19 protein-coding genes and 1 other RNA gene are annotated in these 15,593 nt (G+C 59.8%); 13 read left to right on the forward strand and 7 right to left on the reverse strand.

Annotated elements, in window-relative coordinates:
- The 13 genes from CQ012_RS15420 to CQ012_RS15480 all read left to right on the forward strand — a co-directional run bounded on the left by CQ012_RS15420 (nucleotide 1) and on the right by CQ012_RS15480 (nucleotide 10,079).
- Nucleotides 1–852 (forward strand): type II secretion system F family protein, encoded by an 852-nt coding sequence (locus tag CQ012_RS15420; RefSeq protein WP_105662565.1) that lies wholly within the window; start codon nucleotides 1–3, stop codon nucleotides 850–852.
- Nucleotides 849–1,790: a type II secretion system F family protein gene (locus CQ012_RS15425; protein ID WP_105662566.1), complete on the forward strand. Its 942-nt coding sequence runs from the start codon at nucleotides 849–851 to the stop codon at nucleotides 1,788–1,790. Before CQ012_RS15420 ends, CQ012_RS15425 begins: the two co-directional genes overlap by 4 nt.
- Before the next feature lie 81 nt (nucleotides 1,791–1,871).
- A complete protein-coding gene (locus CQ012_RS15430) occupies nucleotides 1,872–2,087 on the forward strand; it encodes a hypothetical protein (protein WP_286134310.1) in 216 nt (71 codons plus the stop codon).
- A 6-nt stretch (nucleotides 2,088–2,093) separates the two neighbouring features.
- Complete coding sequence (locus CQ012_RS18030; protein ID WP_105658363.1) at nucleotides 2,094–2,513, forward strand: TadE family protein; 420 nt, start codon at nucleotides 2,094–2,096, stop codon at nucleotides 2,511–2,513.
- Nucleotides 2,506–2,952, forward strand: a complete 447-nt coding sequence (locus CQ012_RS15440; RefSeq protein ID WP_105658364.1) for a hypothetical protein — start codon at nucleotides 2,506–2,508, stop codon at nucleotides 2,950–2,952. The genes CQ012_RS18030 and CQ012_RS15440 overlap by 8 nt, the downstream gene beginning before the upstream one ends.
- Nucleotides 2,953–3,001: 49 nt before the next feature.
- Complete coding sequence (locus CQ012_RS15445; RefSeq protein ID WP_105662567.1) at nucleotides 3,002–3,400, forward strand: hypothetical protein; 399 nt, start codon at nucleotides 3,002–3,004, stop codon at nucleotides 3,398–3,400.
- 390 nt (nucleotides 3,401–3,790) lie between these two features.
- A complete protein-coding gene (prfB, locus tag CQ012_RS15450; protein ID WP_105658366.1) occupies nucleotides 3,791–4,906 on the forward strand; it encodes a peptide chain release factor 2 in 1,116 nt (371 codons plus the stop codon).
- A gap of 280 nt (nucleotides 4,907–5,186) precedes the next feature.
- Entirely contained in the window at nucleotides 5,187–5,984 is a 798-nt protein-coding gene (gene ftsE / locus CQ012_RS15455; RefSeq protein WP_105658367.1) for a cell division ATP-binding protein FtsE, read from the forward strand.
- Complete coding sequence (gene ftsX, locus CQ012_RS15460; RefSeq protein ID WP_105658368.1) at nucleotides 5,981–6,895, forward strand: permease-like cell division protein FtsX; 915 nt, start codon at nucleotides 5,981–5,983, stop codon at nucleotides 6,893–6,895. Before ftsE ends, ftsX begins: the two co-directional genes overlap by 4 nt.
- Before the next feature lie 53 nt (nucleotides 6,896–6,948).
- On the forward strand, nucleotides 6,949–8,412 hold the full coding sequence (locus tag CQ012_RS15465; protein ID WP_105658369.1) for a M23 family metallopeptidase: 1,464 nt from the start codon (nucleotides 6,949–6,951) through the stop codon (nucleotides 8,410–8,412).
- A 54-nt stretch (nucleotides 8,413–8,466) separates the two neighbouring features.
- The gene (gene smpB / locus CQ012_RS15470) at nucleotides 8,467–8,946 is read left to right on the forward strand and encodes an SsrA-binding protein SmpB (RefSeq protein ID WP_105658370.1); all 480 of its coding nucleotides are present in this window, start codon (nucleotides 8,467–8,469) and stop codon (nucleotides 8,944–8,946) included.
- 113 nt (nucleotides 8,947–9,059) lie between these two features.
- Nucleotides 9,060–9,428: a transfer-messenger RNA gene (gene ssrA / locus CQ012_RS15475) on the forward strand.
- 177 nt (nucleotides 9,429–9,605) lie between these two features.
- Nucleotides 9,606–10,079, forward strand: coding sequence for a DUF2568 domain-containing protein (locus CQ012_RS15480; protein ID WP_166650814.1), 474 nt, complete (start codon nucleotides 9,606–9,608; stop codon nucleotides 10,077–10,079).
- Between the two features lie 47 nt (nucleotides 10,080–10,126).
- Here the strand turns inward: CQ012_RS15480 and crcB are convergent, their stop codons facing one another.
- The 7 genes from crcB to aroA all read right to left on the reverse strand — a co-directional run bounded on the left by crcB (nucleotide 10,127) and on the right by aroA (nucleotide 15,397).
- Nucleotides 10,127–10,507, reverse strand: coding sequence for a fluoride efflux transporter CrcB (crcB, locus tag CQ012_RS15485; protein ID WP_105658372.1), 381 nt, complete (start codon nucleotides 10,505–10,507; stop codon nucleotides 10,127–10,129).
- Nucleotides 10,507–10,968 carry a CrcB family protein gene (locus CQ012_RS15490; protein ID WP_105658373.1) on the reverse strand — a complete coding sequence of 154 codons (462 nt, stop codon included), beginning with the start codon at nucleotides 10,966–10,968 and terminating at the stop codon, nucleotides 10,507–10,509. The genes crcB and CQ012_RS15490 overlap by 1 nt, the downstream gene beginning before the upstream one ends.
- A complete protein-coding gene (locus CQ012_RS15495; protein ID WP_166650813.1) occupies nucleotides 10,965–11,450 on the reverse strand; it encodes a universal stress protein in 486 nt (161 codons plus the stop codon). Before CQ012_RS15495 ends, CQ012_RS15490 begins: the two co-directional genes overlap by 4 nt.
- A gap of 74 nt (nucleotides 11,451–11,524) precedes the next feature.
- On the reverse strand, nucleotides 11,525–12,154 hold the full coding sequence (locus CQ012_RS15500) for a metal-dependent transcriptional regulator (protein WP_105658375.1): 630 nt from the start codon (nucleotides 12,152–12,154) through the stop codon (nucleotides 11,525–11,527).
- A 14-nt stretch (nucleotides 12,155–12,168) separates the two neighbouring features.
- A complete protein-coding gene (locus tag CQ012_RS15505; protein WP_105658376.1) occupies nucleotides 12,169–12,975 on the reverse strand; it encodes an inositol monophosphatase family protein in 807 nt (268 codons plus the stop codon).
- Nucleotides 12,976–12,989: 14 nt separating this feature from the next.
- Nucleotides 12,990–14,081, reverse strand: coding sequence for a ribosome small subunit-dependent GTPase A (gene rsgA, locus CQ012_RS15510; RefSeq protein WP_105658377.1), 1,092 nt, complete (start codon nucleotides 14,079–14,081; stop codon nucleotides 12,990–12,992).
- Nucleotides 14,081–15,397 carry a 3-phosphoshikimate 1-carboxyvinyltransferase gene (gene aroA / locus CQ012_RS15515; RefSeq protein ID WP_105658378.1) on the reverse strand — a complete coding sequence of 439 codons (1,317 nt, stop codon included), beginning with the start codon at nucleotides 15,395–15,397 and terminating at the stop codon, nucleotides 14,081–14,083. The genes rsgA and aroA overlap by 1 nt, the downstream gene beginning before the upstream one ends.
- Nucleotides 15,398–15,593 lie beyond the last annotated feature (196 nt).

The raw sequence follows: 15,593 nt of genomic DNA on the forward strand, positions 1-15,593 counted from the left end.
GTGGTTGCTTTCTTTGCTCTCCTTGGCGGGCTAGGCATTGCCCTCATGGTTGACTGGTTGCTCTTCGCCCCGTGGGCAAAATCGCCCAAACGTAGCTCGGCCATCAAGAATGCTCTTTTGCATGCAGGAATGAGCAATCTGGCTCCGGCAAAATTCATCGTGATTTGCCTGGTCTGCGGGCTGACTTCCGCGTTGGTGACGTTGGGACTCACCGCTTCGTGGCTCTTCGCCTTGGTGTTTAGCATCTTCGGTTCATTCGCACCATGGGTCTACCTGCGCCATCAAGCCACCAAGCGCCGCACAGCATTGCAAGAACAATGGCCAGAGGTGGTTGATCACTTGCGAAGTGCCATCCGGGCGGGCCTATCTCTTCCCGAAGCATTGAGCCAATTGGCTGTCGTCGGCCCGCAGGTATTGCGTCCGCTATTTCGGGATTTCGCATTGGACTATCGAGCCACAGCGAACTTCTCCGTGGCGCTGGACCAGCTGGGCGAACGCTTGGCAGACCCGGTAGCCGACAAGATTCTCACGACATTGCGGATTACGCGTGAAGTCGGGGGCACCGACTTGGGGCATACGCTCACAACTTTGTCGGCATTCTTGCGCGATGACGTGAGAACACGAGGGGAACTCGCTGCCCGCCAATCATGGATTGTCTCGGCAGCGCGTTTGGCAGTCGCCGCGCCATGGATCTTGCTGTTGGTCTTGGGCACCCAGGAAGCTGCGAAGGATGCATATATGACGTTCGGGGGAGTGATAGTGCTATGCCTGGGCATGCTGGTTTCCCTCGTTTGCTATCGAATCATGCTCCGGCTGGGCACCTTGCCAGTAGAAGAACGAGTCCTGGCATGAACAGCTATACACCGTGGGCGGCGCTTTGCGGTTTGGGACTTGGCATAGGCCTTTGGCTGGTCTTTGTGAACCTGCCGGGCTGGCGAAGAATGGCCTTCGCTGATCGTATTGCGCCCCATGTTCGCGTTGGCGTTCGAAGCTCACGCATGCTGGAAGACTCATGGCACTCTGACTCCGGGCACTCGGCTTTAGGCCAACTCGCTGCCCCCATGTTGCTGCAAATCAAGAAGCTGGCTAGCCTACACAGTCCTTCGGCAAGTACTCTTCGGAAGCGTCTGAACGCTGCCGGATTGGACATGAGCGTAATTGACTACCGGTCTCAAGAAATTGTTTATGCTCTGGCAGGGCTAGTAGCAGGATCTGCGCTCATGGCCTTTGCCGCCGTTCAGTATCATGTCTCTTTGATCCTATCGGTGCTAGTCGTTATTGGTTTCGGGATTGTTGGCTATGCATTGCGTGGTTGGTGGCTTGGCGAACAGATCCATCGGCGGGCCAGGAAAATATTGACTCAGTTTCCAACCGTGGCCGAAGTGCTGGCGCTAACTGTCGGCGCAGGCGAATCAACCACCGGGGCCATCGAAAGAATTTCACGAATCTGCCACGGGGTGATCGGTGACGAATTCACCAAGACTTTGAACGACATTCACGCAGGCACACCGATGGTCCAAGCGATGCAGAATATGTCCGACCGGATGCAAGTTGGAGCCATGACGCGATTTGTCGATGCAATCGTTGTTGCAACAGAGCGAGGCACACCATTGGCTCAAGTGCTCAGAGACCAAGCACAAGATGTCCGCGATGCGTCCAAACGAGAACTTATGGAAGTTGCAGGAAAACGCGAGATTTCCATGCTGGTACCGGTCGTGTTCGGAATTCTTCCTCTCACGATCGTTTTCGCCGTATTCCCCGGTCTGGCGTTATTGGAGATGAGTTATTGATCGGAGCATAGAAAAGCTTGAATCTCCCACTTTGAAATCCTTTAGCAAGTTAGAAGGGCCGTCATGAATCACATACAAGAAATGATGCTCAAACTGGTATTGCAAATCACTGCAACCGGTGAACTACTCTTTCGTAAGGTTTCCCCGAAACTCAGGGATAGCAGAGGCGACGTGCCCGGATGGGTCATGATTACACTCATGTCCGCGTTGCTGGTTGCCGCCTTGCTGGCCATTGCAGGGCCTAGGCTGCAGGACCTGTTCAACCAAGCGATCGATCGAGTTTCCGGATTGGGATAACCGCGCATGTGGTCGAGTGCGGGGTCTCCTGGAAATTCGGAATCTGCGGAACTTGTAGATTGCGAGAACGGGTCTGCTGTAGCCGAATTTGTCATGGTCACAACGTTGCTTGTGGTCATCGCAATGACGCTCATCCAACTCGCGTTGGTACTGCATGTGCGCAACACCCTGATTGACGCAGCATCGAACGGCGCCCATTACGGTGCTTTGGCCAATCGGTCAGTATCCGACGCTCGAAGCAGAACTCGGATGTTGATCACCGAAAGCTTGCATGGCGGATTTGCCCGTGACATTGCTGTGAGCACAACCCGCGTTGGTGATAGCCAGTTGGTAACCGTATCGGTTAACACTAGGGTGCCCTTAATCGGGTTCTTGCCCAACGGGTGGGATTTGCAGGTTCAGGGAGAAGCTGTGCGTTATGGGTAGAGCCAAGTATCTCGCTGCCGCGATGCACAAGAGAATCCGGGCCGAAGATCGCGGCAGCGCGATAGTGGAGTTTATTTTTGCTTCAACTGTCTTGCTGATTCCCATGGTGTACCTGATTCTGGCCGTCGGACAGCTGCAAGGCGGTAGCTATGCCGTGGTTGGAGCTGCTGATCATGCAGCGAAGGTTTTCGCCGCCGCCGATAACCCCGCCCAGGCAAGGTCAGATGCGCACGCAGTCGTACGAAGAACCATGAACAACTTTGGATATGCCGACGCTCGCACATCGATTAGTTGCGACAAGGAATGCTTGAGTCCGGGCAGTGTCGTCACTGTGACGGTAGCGTTGGATGTTCCCCTTCCTTTCGTTTCCGACTGGGCAGAGGTATCTGCTTTCACCGTGGATTCTTCAGCCTCGCAAAGGACTGATCGCTTTGGCTAGGACAAAACGCGCTGCCCTGAATCCACGGGACGAGGATGGACAATCCTTAGTGCTGGCAATCGGCTTGTGCGCCATCACTTTGCTGACTATTTCAGTGGTGCTAGCAGTCAGCGCAGTCAACCTCAAAGCGCGTCAGCTGTTGTCAATTGCCGACGGGGCGGTCGTGGCTGCCGTGGATGAATTCGAATTTGTTGCGGACAATGGCGACCCGAGGATTCAGTTGGACCAGCAGCGCGTGCAACAAGCCGTGCAACAGTACCTTTCGGATGTGGGTGCGGCCGGCCGCGTCGACAATTTACGCATTGGCCGGGTGCAGATCACGCCTGATGGGCAAGGCGCGAATCTCGTGCTGCAGGGCTCGGTGCAACCGCCGATAGTGGGGTGGATCGTTCCAGACGGAGTACCAATATCTCTAGATTCATCAGCAAGAACTGTACTGAGCAGGTGAACACCTCCGCGCAGAGCAGCATGGATGTTCCAGGGAAGCGGGAAATGCACAAGTACTGGGAAGCAAGAGAAAGAACGTGTCAGCGAGCAACGCTGCTGCATGCCCCAGGAGCGGAATCCAAGAAGGATGGATCCAGCGCAACCGGATCCATCATTTTTGCGGTAGTTCGGGCTTCTTTGGAAGCTTGCGGACCCACCTCCAAATCCCAGTTCAGAAATACTGTTCGAGAACTGACTGGCCGGATTCCCGATCGACCCGTGGATGCAAGCCTTGCAAGTTGGCTAGGGGTTCCACAGCGCGATTTTCAGTGAAAACCTCGATTGGAACTTCTTTTCGGCGATAGCACCGGACTCATTGATCAATGGCTAAATGACGTAGTCTTAGAGGACCATGGCAAAAACTGACTTCTCCGCTGAAATCCGCTCACTGCGTTCTACATTCTCCGCAATTGAAGACGTGAGCGATGTCGAGCAGATCAAAGCTGACATCGCAGTCCTCTCGGAGGAAGCTGGCGTTCCGAACCTCTGGGATGATCCGGCCGCCGCGCAGATCGTTACCAGCAAGCTATCGCATCGCCAGTCTGAGCTGGAACGGCTGACCCGGCTGAAGACCCGCATCGACGATTTGGAAGTCTTGGTTGAGCTTGCTGAACTTGAAGACGACGATGATACGTTGCACGAAGCGGATAGAGAGCTCGTCAGCGTCCAGAAGTCCCTTGCCGAACTCGAAATTGTTACCCTTCTCAACGGTGAATTCGATGCTCGCGGAGCGGTTGTCACGATTCGCTCCGGTGCCGGCGGCGTTGATGCCGCCGATTTCGCAGAGATGCTTTTGCGCATGTACCTGCGCTGGGCTGAACGCCGTGGTTACAAGGCCACCGTTATGGATACCTCGTATGCCGAGGAGGCCGGCCTTAAATCGGCAACCTTCGAAATCGACGCACCGTATGCCTTCGGCACACTCTCGGTAGAAGCCGGCACGCACCGTCTGGTTCGTATTTCACCATTCGATAATCAGGGACGTCGCCAGACGTCGTTTGCCGCAGTGGAGGTCGTGCCGCTGATTGAGCAGACTGACACCATCGAAATCCCTGAATCTGAAATCCGCGTGGACGTCTTCCGTTCCTCTGGCCCTGGCGGACAGAGCGTTAACACCACCGACTCTGCAGTACGCATGACGCATATTCCTACCGGAGTTGTCGTCTCGATGCAGAACGAAAAGTCGCAGATCCAGAACCGTGCTGCCGCACTTCGAGTTCTGCAATCGCGGTTGCTGCTTCTGAAGAAGGAACAAGAAGACGCCCAGAAGAAGGAATTCGCCGGAGATGTGAAGGCATCTTGGGGCGATCAGATGCGATCCTATGTGCTTAATCCGTACCAAATGGTCAAGGACCTGCGTACCGAACATGAAGTCGGCAATACCCAGGCAGTACTTGATGGTGAAATTGACGATTTCATTGATGCAGGCATCCGCTGGCGTGCAGGACAGCGTCGCCCTAGTAAGTAAGCGAAATCGCGAATTCCAGCTGGTCTAAACGCTTTTGCCACAGAGGGTGTAAGTATCATCACCGTTACGAACTCCGTTTCGCTAATTCCAGCTAGTCATGCCTAAGCTGGGCATTCTGCGTTAGCTGTATGTACGGCATGAATCTCGCAACACACCTTATATTTCGGCTGGTTAGCTACCTGGCACCGATAGTGTTTGGAAGACTGGCGCACCAAAAGACGTTTGATCTCGAGATTGGTATTCGTGGGTCGCGCCCCGACGAAGACTAGCGATTGAAGACATGATTAAATTCGAAAACGTCTCGATGGTTTACGAGCCAAAGCAGCAGAATGCAGCTTTGGACGATATAAACATCGAGATAGACCGTGGCGAGTTCGCCTTCTTGGTTGGCGAATCCGGTTCGGGTAAGTCGACCTTCCTCAGCTTGGTGCTGCGCGAAAAGCGCTCCACCGACGGATCCGTCTACGTGGCGGGACAGAACCTCAACCGCATTCCGAGCCGCCGTGTGCCTAAGCTGCGCCGTGACATCGGTTTCGTTTTCCAGGACTTCCGCCTGCTGCGCGAGCGCACGGTCTTCGACAACGTCGCGTTCGCCATGGAGGTCATTGGAGCTTCACGGGCCCAGATCCGCGAGCGTGTGCCAGATGCACTTAAAATGGTCGGCCTTGAAGATAAGGCGCGTCGCAAGCCAACTGAACTTTCCGGTGGCGAGCAGCAACGCGTCGGCATTGCCCGCGCCATTGTGAACAGGCCCTCGATCCTGCTTGCCGATGAGCCTACGGGTAACCTCGACCGCAAGAACAGCATCGAAGTCATGAACGTGCTCAACCGCATTAACCAGAACGGTACGACTGTCCTGATGGCTACGCACGCACATGAACTGGTGAGCGAATACCGCCACCGCGTTATTGAACTGAGTCGCGGGCAGGTCATCCGCGATGAAATTGATGGACAGTACGCCCCGATGACCACCGTGGTGAACCAGGACGGTTCGCGCGAACTGCTCGTCGGCGATTCCGCCGTGGAGTACGACGAAGAGTCACAGGTTGCTGAGGACAAGAAAGACGAGGACCAGTGAGACTAGGATTTATTCTCCGCGAAGCGGCGAAGGGCCTGCGGCAGAATGTCGTCATGGTCGTCTCTGTGGTGCTGGTGACTTTCGTATCGTTGACCTTCGTCGGTGCCTCGGTATTACTGCAGCTCCAGATCAACCAGATGAAGGGCTACTGGTACGACCGCATGGAAGTTGCGGTGTACCTCTGTGATGACACGAGCACTTCGCCCAACTGCGCTGGTAGCGCGGTTTCCGAAGAGCAGCGCCAGAGCATTGAAGAGATGCTCAAATCAGAGCAGCTTGCGCCGTATATCAAGGAATTCGCCTACGAGTCGAAGGACCAGGCATACGAAAACTTCCTCGACCAATACGAGAACTCGGCATTGGTTGACCAGGTCACTGCTGAGCAGCTGCCCGAATCATTCCGCGTCGCACTGGTAGATCCGGAGAAGTATCCGGTGATCAACGAAGCGTTCTCCACGGTACAAGGCGTTGACTCGGTCATTGACCAACGGGAACTGCTTGAAAAGGTCTTCCAGTTGGTGCGCGTGGCATCCGCCGCCGCTGCTGTCGTTGCAATCGTGATGATTGTTTGCGCGGTGCTGCTGACCGGTACGACTATCCAGCTCTCAGCCATGCACCGGCGACTCGAAACAACGATCATGCGACTGGTTGGTGCATCGAAAGCAACGATTCAGCTGCCGTTCATTATCGAAGGAGTCATCGCGTCGCTGATTGGTGGATTGCTGGCTTCTGGCACCTTGTGGTTGCTGCTGAAGTTCCTCGTCGAGGATAAGTTGGCCAATGAAAACGTCGGTGTAGCGTTCATCTCCACCAGCGAAATATGGCTAGTTGCTCCGATACTCTTGATTATTGGTATCGTTTTGGCCACAATTTCATCAGTGGTAACGTTGAAGCGTTACCTGAAGGTTTAGCTGAAACGTTATCTAGGCTTGAACTGAAGTACGCAATTTCTAAAAGGAGCTTTATGCTGTCGAACGCAGTGCGACGTAAATTCTTACGCGCCTCCATCGGTGGAGCAATGGCTCTCGCGCTCACGCTGCCCGCAGGGCTGGTAGCCGCCGATGAACTGGACGACAAGAAAGCTCAAGTCGAAAAGAACATCGATACCCTCGAGAACGACATGGAATTCTTGGATGCCGACATTCAAGAAACCGACAGGAAATTGCGTGACCAGCAAGCACAGGTTCCTGTAGCCCAGCAGGCATTGGCTGACGCGCAAAGCCGCGTAGCCAATGCACAGGCCACCCTTTCCGATCTCAACAACCGCTTAATCAGCGCGCAAGCGACTCGTGATGAAGTGGCTAAGCAGATCGAGGAAAACGCGGCTAAGCTTTCCGACGCTCAAGATGCGATGGCGCAGATCGCTTCTGAAGCTTATAAGCGCGGCGGCGTTTCTGGCGGGCTGGACATGATCCTCAACATGGATTCGGCGACCAAGATGGCCGATGGCCTGGACATGGCCAACCGCGCCATGGAATCCCAGAATGCCGCATACAATGACCTGGCCCAGGAACAAGCCAGCAATGAAAGCAACAAGCTTCGCCTGGTTGCTGTTGAAAAGGAAATTTCCTCCCTGAAAGCCCAGGCTGAGGAAGCCTTGGCGCAGGAGCAGGCGGCGCGAGATGCTGCGCAGAACGCCAAGAACGAACTGGATGCGCTGGTTGCCAGCACCGAAGAACTCAGTGCTGAACTTGAAGCGCAGAAGCCGCGTATCCAGGCGAAACTGCAATCGCAGCAGAAGGAATACGCCGCGGTCAACCAGCAGATCAAGGAACGCCAGGAGCGCTTGATCAGGGAAGCTGCCGAACGCAAGCGCAAGGCAGAAGAAAAAGCGCGCCGCGAAGCAGAAGCCGAGCGAAAGCGCATCGCCGAGGAAAAGGCGGCCTACGAAGCTGAGCAGGAGCGCAAGGCAGCAGAAGCTCGCGCAGAGAAAAAGGCCTACAAGAAGAAGGCCTATGTAGCACCCAAATCCGAGCCAAAGGCACCGACATATGCCGAGCCAAGCAGCTGGGGTTTGGTTAAGCCCACTACCAGTAACCGATTGACCTCGACCTTCGGGTGGCGCCCGACTCCAGCTGGAACAATCGACTATGGCGGCCGTGGCGGCTATGTCCACGCAGGCATTGACTGGGGATTCGGCGGCCAGTGCGGCTCGCCAATCACGGCTGCTGCCTCCGGTGAAGTGTGGATGGCCGGTTGGGGCGGATCCTCGGGTAACAAGGTCACCGTTTCTCACGGCGTCATCAAGGGCAAGGCCCTGGCCACCAACTATCACCACATGTCCCGCATCGCGGTAAGCGTCGGCCAGCATGTGAAGCAGGGCCAGGTTATAGGCTACGTTGGCACCACCGGCAATTCGACCGGCTGCCATCTGCACTTCGAAACGATCATCAATGGTTCACATGTGAACCCCTTGGGACTTCTCTAGCGCTAGACTTGTAATCTGTGCGCGGGAATCCGCCCGCGACATGCAAGGAGTAACGTGGCTAAGAAGAATCAAGAAGATCGAGTAATCGCGAGCAACCGCAAGGCGCGCCACGATTTCGAAATACTCGACACCTTCGAAGCTGGCATGGTGCTCACGGGTACTGAGGTGAAGTCGCTTCGCGAAGGCAAGGCCTCGCTGGTTGACGGTTTCGGCCAGTTCTACCGTGGCGAGCTGTACATCGAGAACGTCTACATCCCCGAGTACCTCAATGGATCGTGGACCAATCACGCGGCCCGTCGTCGCCGCAAGCTCTTGCTGCACCGCCAGGAACTGCTCAAGATCGAACGCAAAATCAGTGAAGCCGGCCTGACCGTCGTCCCGCTGAGCTTGTACTTCAAATCCGGTCGGGCGAAGCTGGAGATCGGCGTTGCCCGCGGTAAGCGCGAATACGACAAGCGCCAGACCTTGAGGGAAAAGCAGGATAATCGCGAGGCGTTGCGTGCCATGCGCGAACGCAACCGCGGAAACGCATAAGGTTAGCTTGTGGCGCATTTCGCATTGGGGGAAACCCGGGCAGTGCGCTATGATTGGTAGACACGCCCTAGGGTGTGGTTGTACCCGGGAGACCGGGACTGACAACAAAATACGGGGATGATCGGTTTCGACGGTGTGAGTCGCGACAGATGAAGCGGGCCGAGGACGCAAAGTTATCTCGTAAACGCCCTTTGCAAACCAATAAGTGCCGAATCAAAGCGCACTGACTTCGCTCTCGCTGCCTAAGCAGCCAGACGGTCCGTTAGCCAGGGGACGCTATCGCCCCTGTTCCTAACGTCATTTAGATAGCCAATGTATCCAGCGGATGTTGCCGCTTCTGGATACACATTTAGGCAACTGTGCCCGGATCAACCACATGTTTGCGTGATGGTTGGGGCAGAGAAAATCCGCAGCAAACTGCGCCCGGAGAAGACCTGGCAACACCACATCGGACGGGAGTTCAATTCTCCCCATCTCCACAATATCCAGCTCCGGAGCCAGGCCCATAGGTCTGGCTCCGGAGCTTTTTGTTTGTTTCGGAGTCCGCAGTCACATCGCGAGCCTGTTCGCGGGATGGAGAATTTACACATAGACTTGAAATGAAAGTCCAAGGCTTTCGAAACGACAGCGTGTGCAGAAACGGAGTGAGATTGAAGTCGATGGGTAAAAACAGTTCCCAGCGGGTATCGCCTTTCCTTTCAGCAAGCTATGCGGCAGTTGCCTTCCTCTTGGAAGTAGGATTGCTTTTCGCCGCGGCACTAGCCGCTATCGCTTTCATCCCATGGCCGACAATTCCAGCAATCCTTGTAGTAGTTGTCCCGCTGCTGATCCTCTGGTCGATTTTCTTCTCGCCGAAAGCCGTCATCAAGTTGAGGCTGCGAACCCGTCTGCTCCTGGTCCATATCATTTACCTCATCGGAGCCTACGTGCTGTGGCTGAGCGTCGACCATTCCTTCTACGATCAATCGCAGATTTGGGCCATCGGAATGCTTGCGTTGACCGGTATCAGCGCCATTCTGGTCATCGCCACCGGCGGATACGTGGTCCCGCACGATCGAACCAAGCAGCCACCGAAGCAAGTTCCGAGCCGGGCACGAGCGGGTGCTCCCAAGGGACGCCGGGCAGCACGCTAGAACTGATGGAATGCCAAGCCGAAAGGCTTGGCATTTTTCGTTTGCGGCTAGAAGAGCCCAGCGACGTGGTAGCCGAGCAATGCCGCGAGCACCGCTCCAGCGAGGGTCCCCAATGCATTGGCCAGGCTGGCTGCGAGGCGGCCGGCCTGGAGCAGCCGGACAGTTTCGAAACTGGCCGCCGAAAACGTCGTGTAGCCGCCGAGCAATCCTGAACCTATGGCCGCAAGCCATTGCGCCGACAACAACTGCTGGGCCATCAGCCCGGTCAGCGCACCCAGCGCGAAGGAGCCGGAGAGATTGACCAGGATCGTGCCCCAGGGCAGCGGGGCCGGAAGCCACCGCTTGATCAGGGCATCGACCACGAAACGCAGGCAGGCGCCAAGGCCGCCGCAGAGCGCAACGATAAGAAATAAGCCGGGGGAGAGCACTAGTGAAGCCCTCCCGATTTCCGGGCCATGCGCCTAGCACCGGCGGCGATTCCGCACCAGGTTGCCAATGCACCGAAGAACACCGTGAACAGTGCGTAACCCAGGGCATGGAGCGCTGCGCCGGATGCGAACATCTGCATGCTGCCGGTGGCCAGCGCGCTGTAGGTCGTGAAGCCGCCCAGGAAACCGGTGCCCAGCAGCAGCCGCAGCCGGTGACGCTTGCCCTCGTCGAGGCCGGGATGCGAAAGCGCCTCGAGCAGCAGGCCGAGCAGGAACGCCCCCAGCATGTTGGCTAGGAAAATCGCGATCGGGAAACCGCCGGGATCTGGCAGCAGCAGGCCCAGGCCTTGCCGGCAGGCAGTACCGGCAGCGCCGCCAAGGAATACCAGCAGCAGGAAACGCGGGTTGAGGAAGGAACCCTGCGCGGGGCGCTGGGCCATGGGTGTTGGCGGACGGGTCATGAATTGCGAATCTGTTCTGCGCGGCGTGGCGGGACGAGGAGCACCGGATGGCGCTGTCGATGGGTCAGATGCACCGCTACCGAACCGTTGAGCAGTTCCCCAATAGTGTTGGCCATGGAACGCTCCCGAACCCCGAGCACAATCAGCGCCGCATCATGCTGCAGGGCAAGATGCGACAGCTGCTGACCGGGGCCACCGGCCGCGGCATGCGCCTGCCATTCCAGTCCCGATCCGCCGAGCTGGGCTTCGAGCTGCTGCAGAAGCCGTGCCGGGAAGCGCTCAATTGCTTCGTCCCCGGATTCGGGATCCAGCGGTGCGCTGCGGATGGTGCCATCGGGAAGCTCTTCGAGCGGATAGCGGGTGGGATCCACGTGGACGCAAAGCAACCGCGCTCCGAGCGCGCCTGCGAGGTCTGCGGCTGCGTCCAGAACGTGGGGATCGAGGCGATCCGGGATGCCCAGGATGATCGGTCGTGTCTCCAATGGCCCTCCCTTTGGCAGTGGGGCGCACCGTGCAGCGCGTCGCTGCTTTTAATTCTTGCACAGCCGGCAATCAGCTAGGCTTTGCGCACCCAGATCAGCGAAGCCTCAATGAAATCCAGCTGATGCGGCAGCTCGATGACCGCCCCGGGAACCAGCCCCTGGGCGGCGGCACGACGCAGGAACTGGGGATCTTCATCGCTGATCCGGTCGATGACGGCCCGGGCACCGGAGAAGCGGTCAAGCCGGATGGCCCCGGAGACCGGCAGTTCCCCTTCCGCGCTGGGAATCGCGTCGCCATGCGGATCGTGGCGCGGGTGGCCCAGCCGGGCTTCCAGGGCGTTGATGAAGCGGTCGGTGACGGTGTGCTCCAGGGCCTCGGCCTCGTCATGCACCTCATCCCAGCCGTAGCCCAGCTCATCACGCAGGAATGTTTCCAGCAGGCGGTGGCGGCGCACCATGCGCAAGGCCTCGCGCCGGCCGGTGCCGCTGAGCGTAATGGCCCCGCGCGGCACGTGATGGACCAGGTGCTTGGCTGCGAGCTTCTGCACCATGGCGGTGGCCGAGGCAGGGGACAAGCCCAGCTGGTCGGCCAGCGCGCCGGTGCCCACTTCGGTGTCTTCCCATTCGGTGAGCAGGTACACCGCCTTGAGGTAGTCCTCTTCGCTGGTGGTCAGCCCGGCCGGCCCGCGTCGTGCAGTTGCCATCGTCCTCGCGCTGCCTAGCTGCGGTTCAGGTAGGGAAGGATCGCCTCGTGCAGCTTGCCGTTGGTGGCCAGGGCGTTGCCGCCATGGCAGCCCTCTTCTCCGGCCACCGAGGTGAAGCGGCCCCCGGCTTCGCGTACCACCGGCACCAGGGCGGCCATGTCGTAGAGCTCCAGTTCGGGTTCGAAGGCCGCATCGACCGCGCCTTCGGCCAGCAGCGCGTAGGACAGGAAATCCCCGTAGCCGCGGGTGCGCCACGCGGTATCCAGCAGTTCCAGGAAGCCCTCGAGCTTGCCGGCCTCCTTCCAGCCGTTCAGCGAGGCGTAGGCCAGCGAGGAGTCAGACAGCTCGCTCACCGAGGAGACCTTGATCTGGCGGGTGGCGGTGGTACCGGCGGTGGCACCCGGTTCGGTGACGTACGCGCCCAGGCCGCTCGCGGCATGCCAGCGGCGGGTCATGGCCGGGGCGGAGATGACTCCCAGCACCGGTTCGCCGTCGATCTCCAGCGCGATCAGCGTGGCCCAGACGGGTACGCGGCGCACGAAGTTCTTGGTGCCGTCGATCGGGTCGATGACCCAGCGCCGGGAGCCGGTTCCGTGCACGCCGAATTCTTCGCCGAGCACCGAATCATCGGGGCGGTGGGCGGCCAGCTCGGCCAGGATCAGCTGCTCGGCGCCGCGGTCGGCGTCGGAGACCGGGGTCATGTCCGGCTTGGATTCGACCACCAGGTCGTTGGCGCCGTAGCGGGCCAGGGTGAAGGCGTCGACCTTCCCGGCCAGAGCCAGGGCGAAGTCGAGATCTTGCTGCAGGGTGTATTCAGCCATGGTGTTGCGGGCGCCTAGAGCGCGCCGAGCTCCTTTTCGTGCGTGGTTTCCTCGGTGGTGACCAGCCGGCGGTAGGAGGCCAACCGGTCAGCGGCCTGGGTGCCTTCGGCATTTTCGGCCCAAGCTTCCAGCGCGCAGCCCGCCTCGCCGGCGGCATGGGTGCAACCGCGCGGGCAGCCGGTGGCGATTTCTGCCAGGTCCTCGAAGGCGGCCAGGATATTGTCCCGGTCTACCAGTCCCAGCCCGAAAGAACGGATGCCGGGGGTGTCGATCAGCCAGGATCCAGGGGTGTCGCCCAGGCGCAGTGCCAGGGCGTTGGACGAGGTATGGCGTCCGCGGCCGGTGACCGCGTTGACGTGCCCGGTGGCGCGGGTCGAACCGGTCAGGGCGTTGACCAGGGTGGACTTGCCTACTCCGGAGTGGCCCAGCACTACCGAGACGCAGCCGGAGAGGATCTCTTCGAGTTCGGCCAGCGCGCCGGCATCCAGCCGGGCGCTGGAACCGTCGGCGCCGCGCGCGTCCACGCCGGAGGCGTCGGCAGTGGTGGTGCGGGAGATGACCACGGGGAACTCCAGTCCCTCGTAGTGCTTGAGGAAGTCGGCCGGATCCTTCACATCCGCCTTGGTCACGCACAGCACCGGCTGGATGCCGGCGTCGAAGGCGGCGACCAGCGCGCGGTCCACGAAGCCGGTGCGCGGCTCGGGATTGGCGGCGGCCACGACGATGACCAGCTTGTCGACATTGGCGACGACCACGCGCTCGGTGGCGTCGGTGTCGTCGGCGCTGCGGCGCAGCAGCGTGGTGCGCTCTTCGATGCGGATCAGCCGGGCCAGGGTATCGGGCTTTCCGGAGGTGTCGCCCACCAGTCCCACCAGGTCCCCGGGCACGATCGCCTGGCGGCGCAGCTCGCGGGCCCGGGCGGCGATGACGATGCGCTCCGTGGCGGTGTCCTCATCCAGGATTGCGGTGTAGCGGCCGCGGTCCACGGTGATGATGCGGCCGATGACCGCCTGTTCGTAGGCCGGGCGGTCCTTGGTGCGCGGACGGCTGCCCTTCTTGTTGGGGCGGACGCGGACCGAGGATTCGTCGTAGTCGGAGTAGCGCATTAGCCCTGGCCCTTTGCGGTAGCCGCCATGCGGGACCATAGCTGCGGGAAATCCGGCATGGTCTTGGCGGTGGTGGCGATGTTTTCCACGCGCACCCCGTCGATGGCCAGGCCCAGCAGGGCACCGGCGGTCGCCATGCGATGGTCCTCGTAGGAATCGATATCCGCTGCCTGCAGGGCTCCGGGAACGATTTCCAGCGCGTCCGCGGTGGCGGTGATTCTGGCGCCCACCTTGGACAATTCGGTTTCCAGCGCGGCCAGCCGATCGGTTTCATGGCCGCGCAGGTGCCCGATGCCGGTCAGCTTGCTCGGCGAATCGGCCAGCACGCACAGTGCTGCCAGGGTAGGGGCCAGCTCGGAGGCATCGGCGTAGTCGATGCCGCGGATGACTCCGGTTCCGCGCACGGTGAGCACGCCGTCGCCGCCGTGGCTGACTTCCGCTCCCATCGCGGCCAGTATTTCTACCCACTTGCCGCCGACCTGGGTGGTCCTGGCAGGCCAGAAGGGCACGCGCACGGTGCCATGGCTCGCCAGCGCGGCGGCCAGGAACGGTCCGGCGTTGGACAGGTCCGGTTCCACGGTGACGGTGAAGCCCGCCAGCTGGCCCGGGGCGATGCTCCAGCCGCGCGCGTCGGCATCGACGCTTACCTCTACGCCCAAATCGCGCAGGGTCTGGACGGTCATCGCGATGTGGTCCGGGGAAGCGATAGGCCCCGGCGCGGCGCGCAGCTTCAGCCCGCCGGGCAGTGCCTGGCCAACCAGCAGCAGCGCGGAGATGAACTGGGAGCTGCCCGACGCGTCGATGACCACTTCGGCATCCTGCTTCAGCTCGCTGGCATCAATGGTGAAGGGCAGCATGCCGGTGCTCCCGGCGTAGTCGATGCGGGCGCCCAAGGCTGCCAGCGCGTCCAGTACCGGGGCCATGGGCCGCACGCGGGCCGCGGCGTCGCCGTCGAAGGCCACCTTGGCGCCGGCGACGGCAGCCAATGGGGGAACGAAGCGCATCACCGTGCCCGCCAAGCCGCAGTCGATCGCCAGCGGTCCGGCGGCCAGCTGGCCCGGGGTGATGTCCACGGTGGTGGAGCCGTCGGCCTGCTCGGTGCGCTTGATCCCGACCCCGAATCCGGCCAGGGCGCTGAGCATCAGCTCGGTGTCGCGGCTGATCAGCGTGTTGTGGATCGTGGATGGCGAGGAGGCCAGGGCCGCAAGGATCAGATACCGGTTGGTCAGCGACTTCGAAGCTGGCACCGGGACGGTTGCATCCAGTCCGGCGGCGGCATAGGGCGCTGCCCACCAGTTCTTTTCTGCGTCGTGCAGCTGATCGAGGGGGCTCCCGGGGGCGCTTGCAGTGCTGATTGGTAGATCCTTAGGCTCGAGGCTTCAATTCGGGGCCGCTGGCAGTACCGCAAGTACTGTGCGCCCACTGCCTAATTCTAGCCGAGATCGGTGCGGGAATAAGGCTTTAGCTCCGCTGGTTATACCTACTGTGACGATACGACAGGACACTTCAAAC

This window comes from Arthrobacter sp. MYb214, from assembly GCF_002979865.1.
In the GTDB taxonomy this organism is placed as follows: Bacteria; Actinomycetota; Actinomycetes; order Actinomycetales; family Micrococcaceae; genus Glutamicibacter.

Bases quoted from the DNA above. Each gene is read 5' to 3' on its own strand.
- CQ012_RS15425 (WP_105662566.1), top strand. From the start codon at position 849: ATGAACAGCTATACACCGTGGGCGGCGCTTTGCGGTTTGGGACTTGGC.
- CQ012_RS15430 (WP_286134310.1), top strand. From the start codon at position 1,872: ATGATGCTCAAACTGGTATTGCAAATCACTGCAACCGGTGAACTACTC.
- CQ012_RS18030 (WP_105658363.1), top strand. From the start codon at position 2,094: ATGTGGTCGAGTGCGGGGTCTCCTGGAAATTCGGAATCTGCGGAACTT.
- CQ012_RS15440 (WP_105658364.1), top strand. From the start codon at position 2,506: ATGGGTAGAGCCAAGTATCTCGCTGCCGCGATGCACAAGAGAATCCGG.
- prfB (WP_105658366.1), top strand. From the start codon at position 3,791: ATGGCAAAAACTGACTTCTCCGCTGAAATCCGCTCACTGCGTTCTACA.
- ftsE (WP_105658367.1), top strand. From the start codon at position 5,187: ATGATTAAATTCGAAAACGTCTCGATGGTTTACGAGCCAAAGCAGCAG.
- CQ012_RS15465 (WP_105658369.1), top strand. From the start codon at position 6,949: ATGCTGTCGAACGCAGTGCGACGTAAATTCTTACGCGCCTCCATCGGT.
- CQ012_RS15480 (WP_166650814.1), top strand. From the start codon at position 9,606: ATGGGTAAAAACAGTTCCCAGCGGGTATCGCCTTTCCTTTCAGCAAGC.
- CQ012_RS15490 (WP_105658373.1), bottom strand. From the start codon at position 10,968: ATGACCCGTCCGCCAACACCCATGGCCCAGCGCCCCGCGCAGGGTTCC.
- CQ012_RS15500 (WP_105658375.1), bottom strand. From the start codon at position 12,154: ATGGCAACTGCACGACGCGGGCCGGCCGGGCTGACCACCAGCGAAGAG.
- CQ012_RS15505 (WP_105658376.1), bottom strand. From the start codon at position 12,975: ATGGCTGAATACACCCTGCAGCAAGATCTCGACTTCGCCCTGGCTCTG.
- rsgA (WP_105658377.1), bottom strand. From the start codon at position 14,081: ATGCGCTACTCCGACTACGACGAATCCTCGGTCCGCGTCCGCCCCAAC.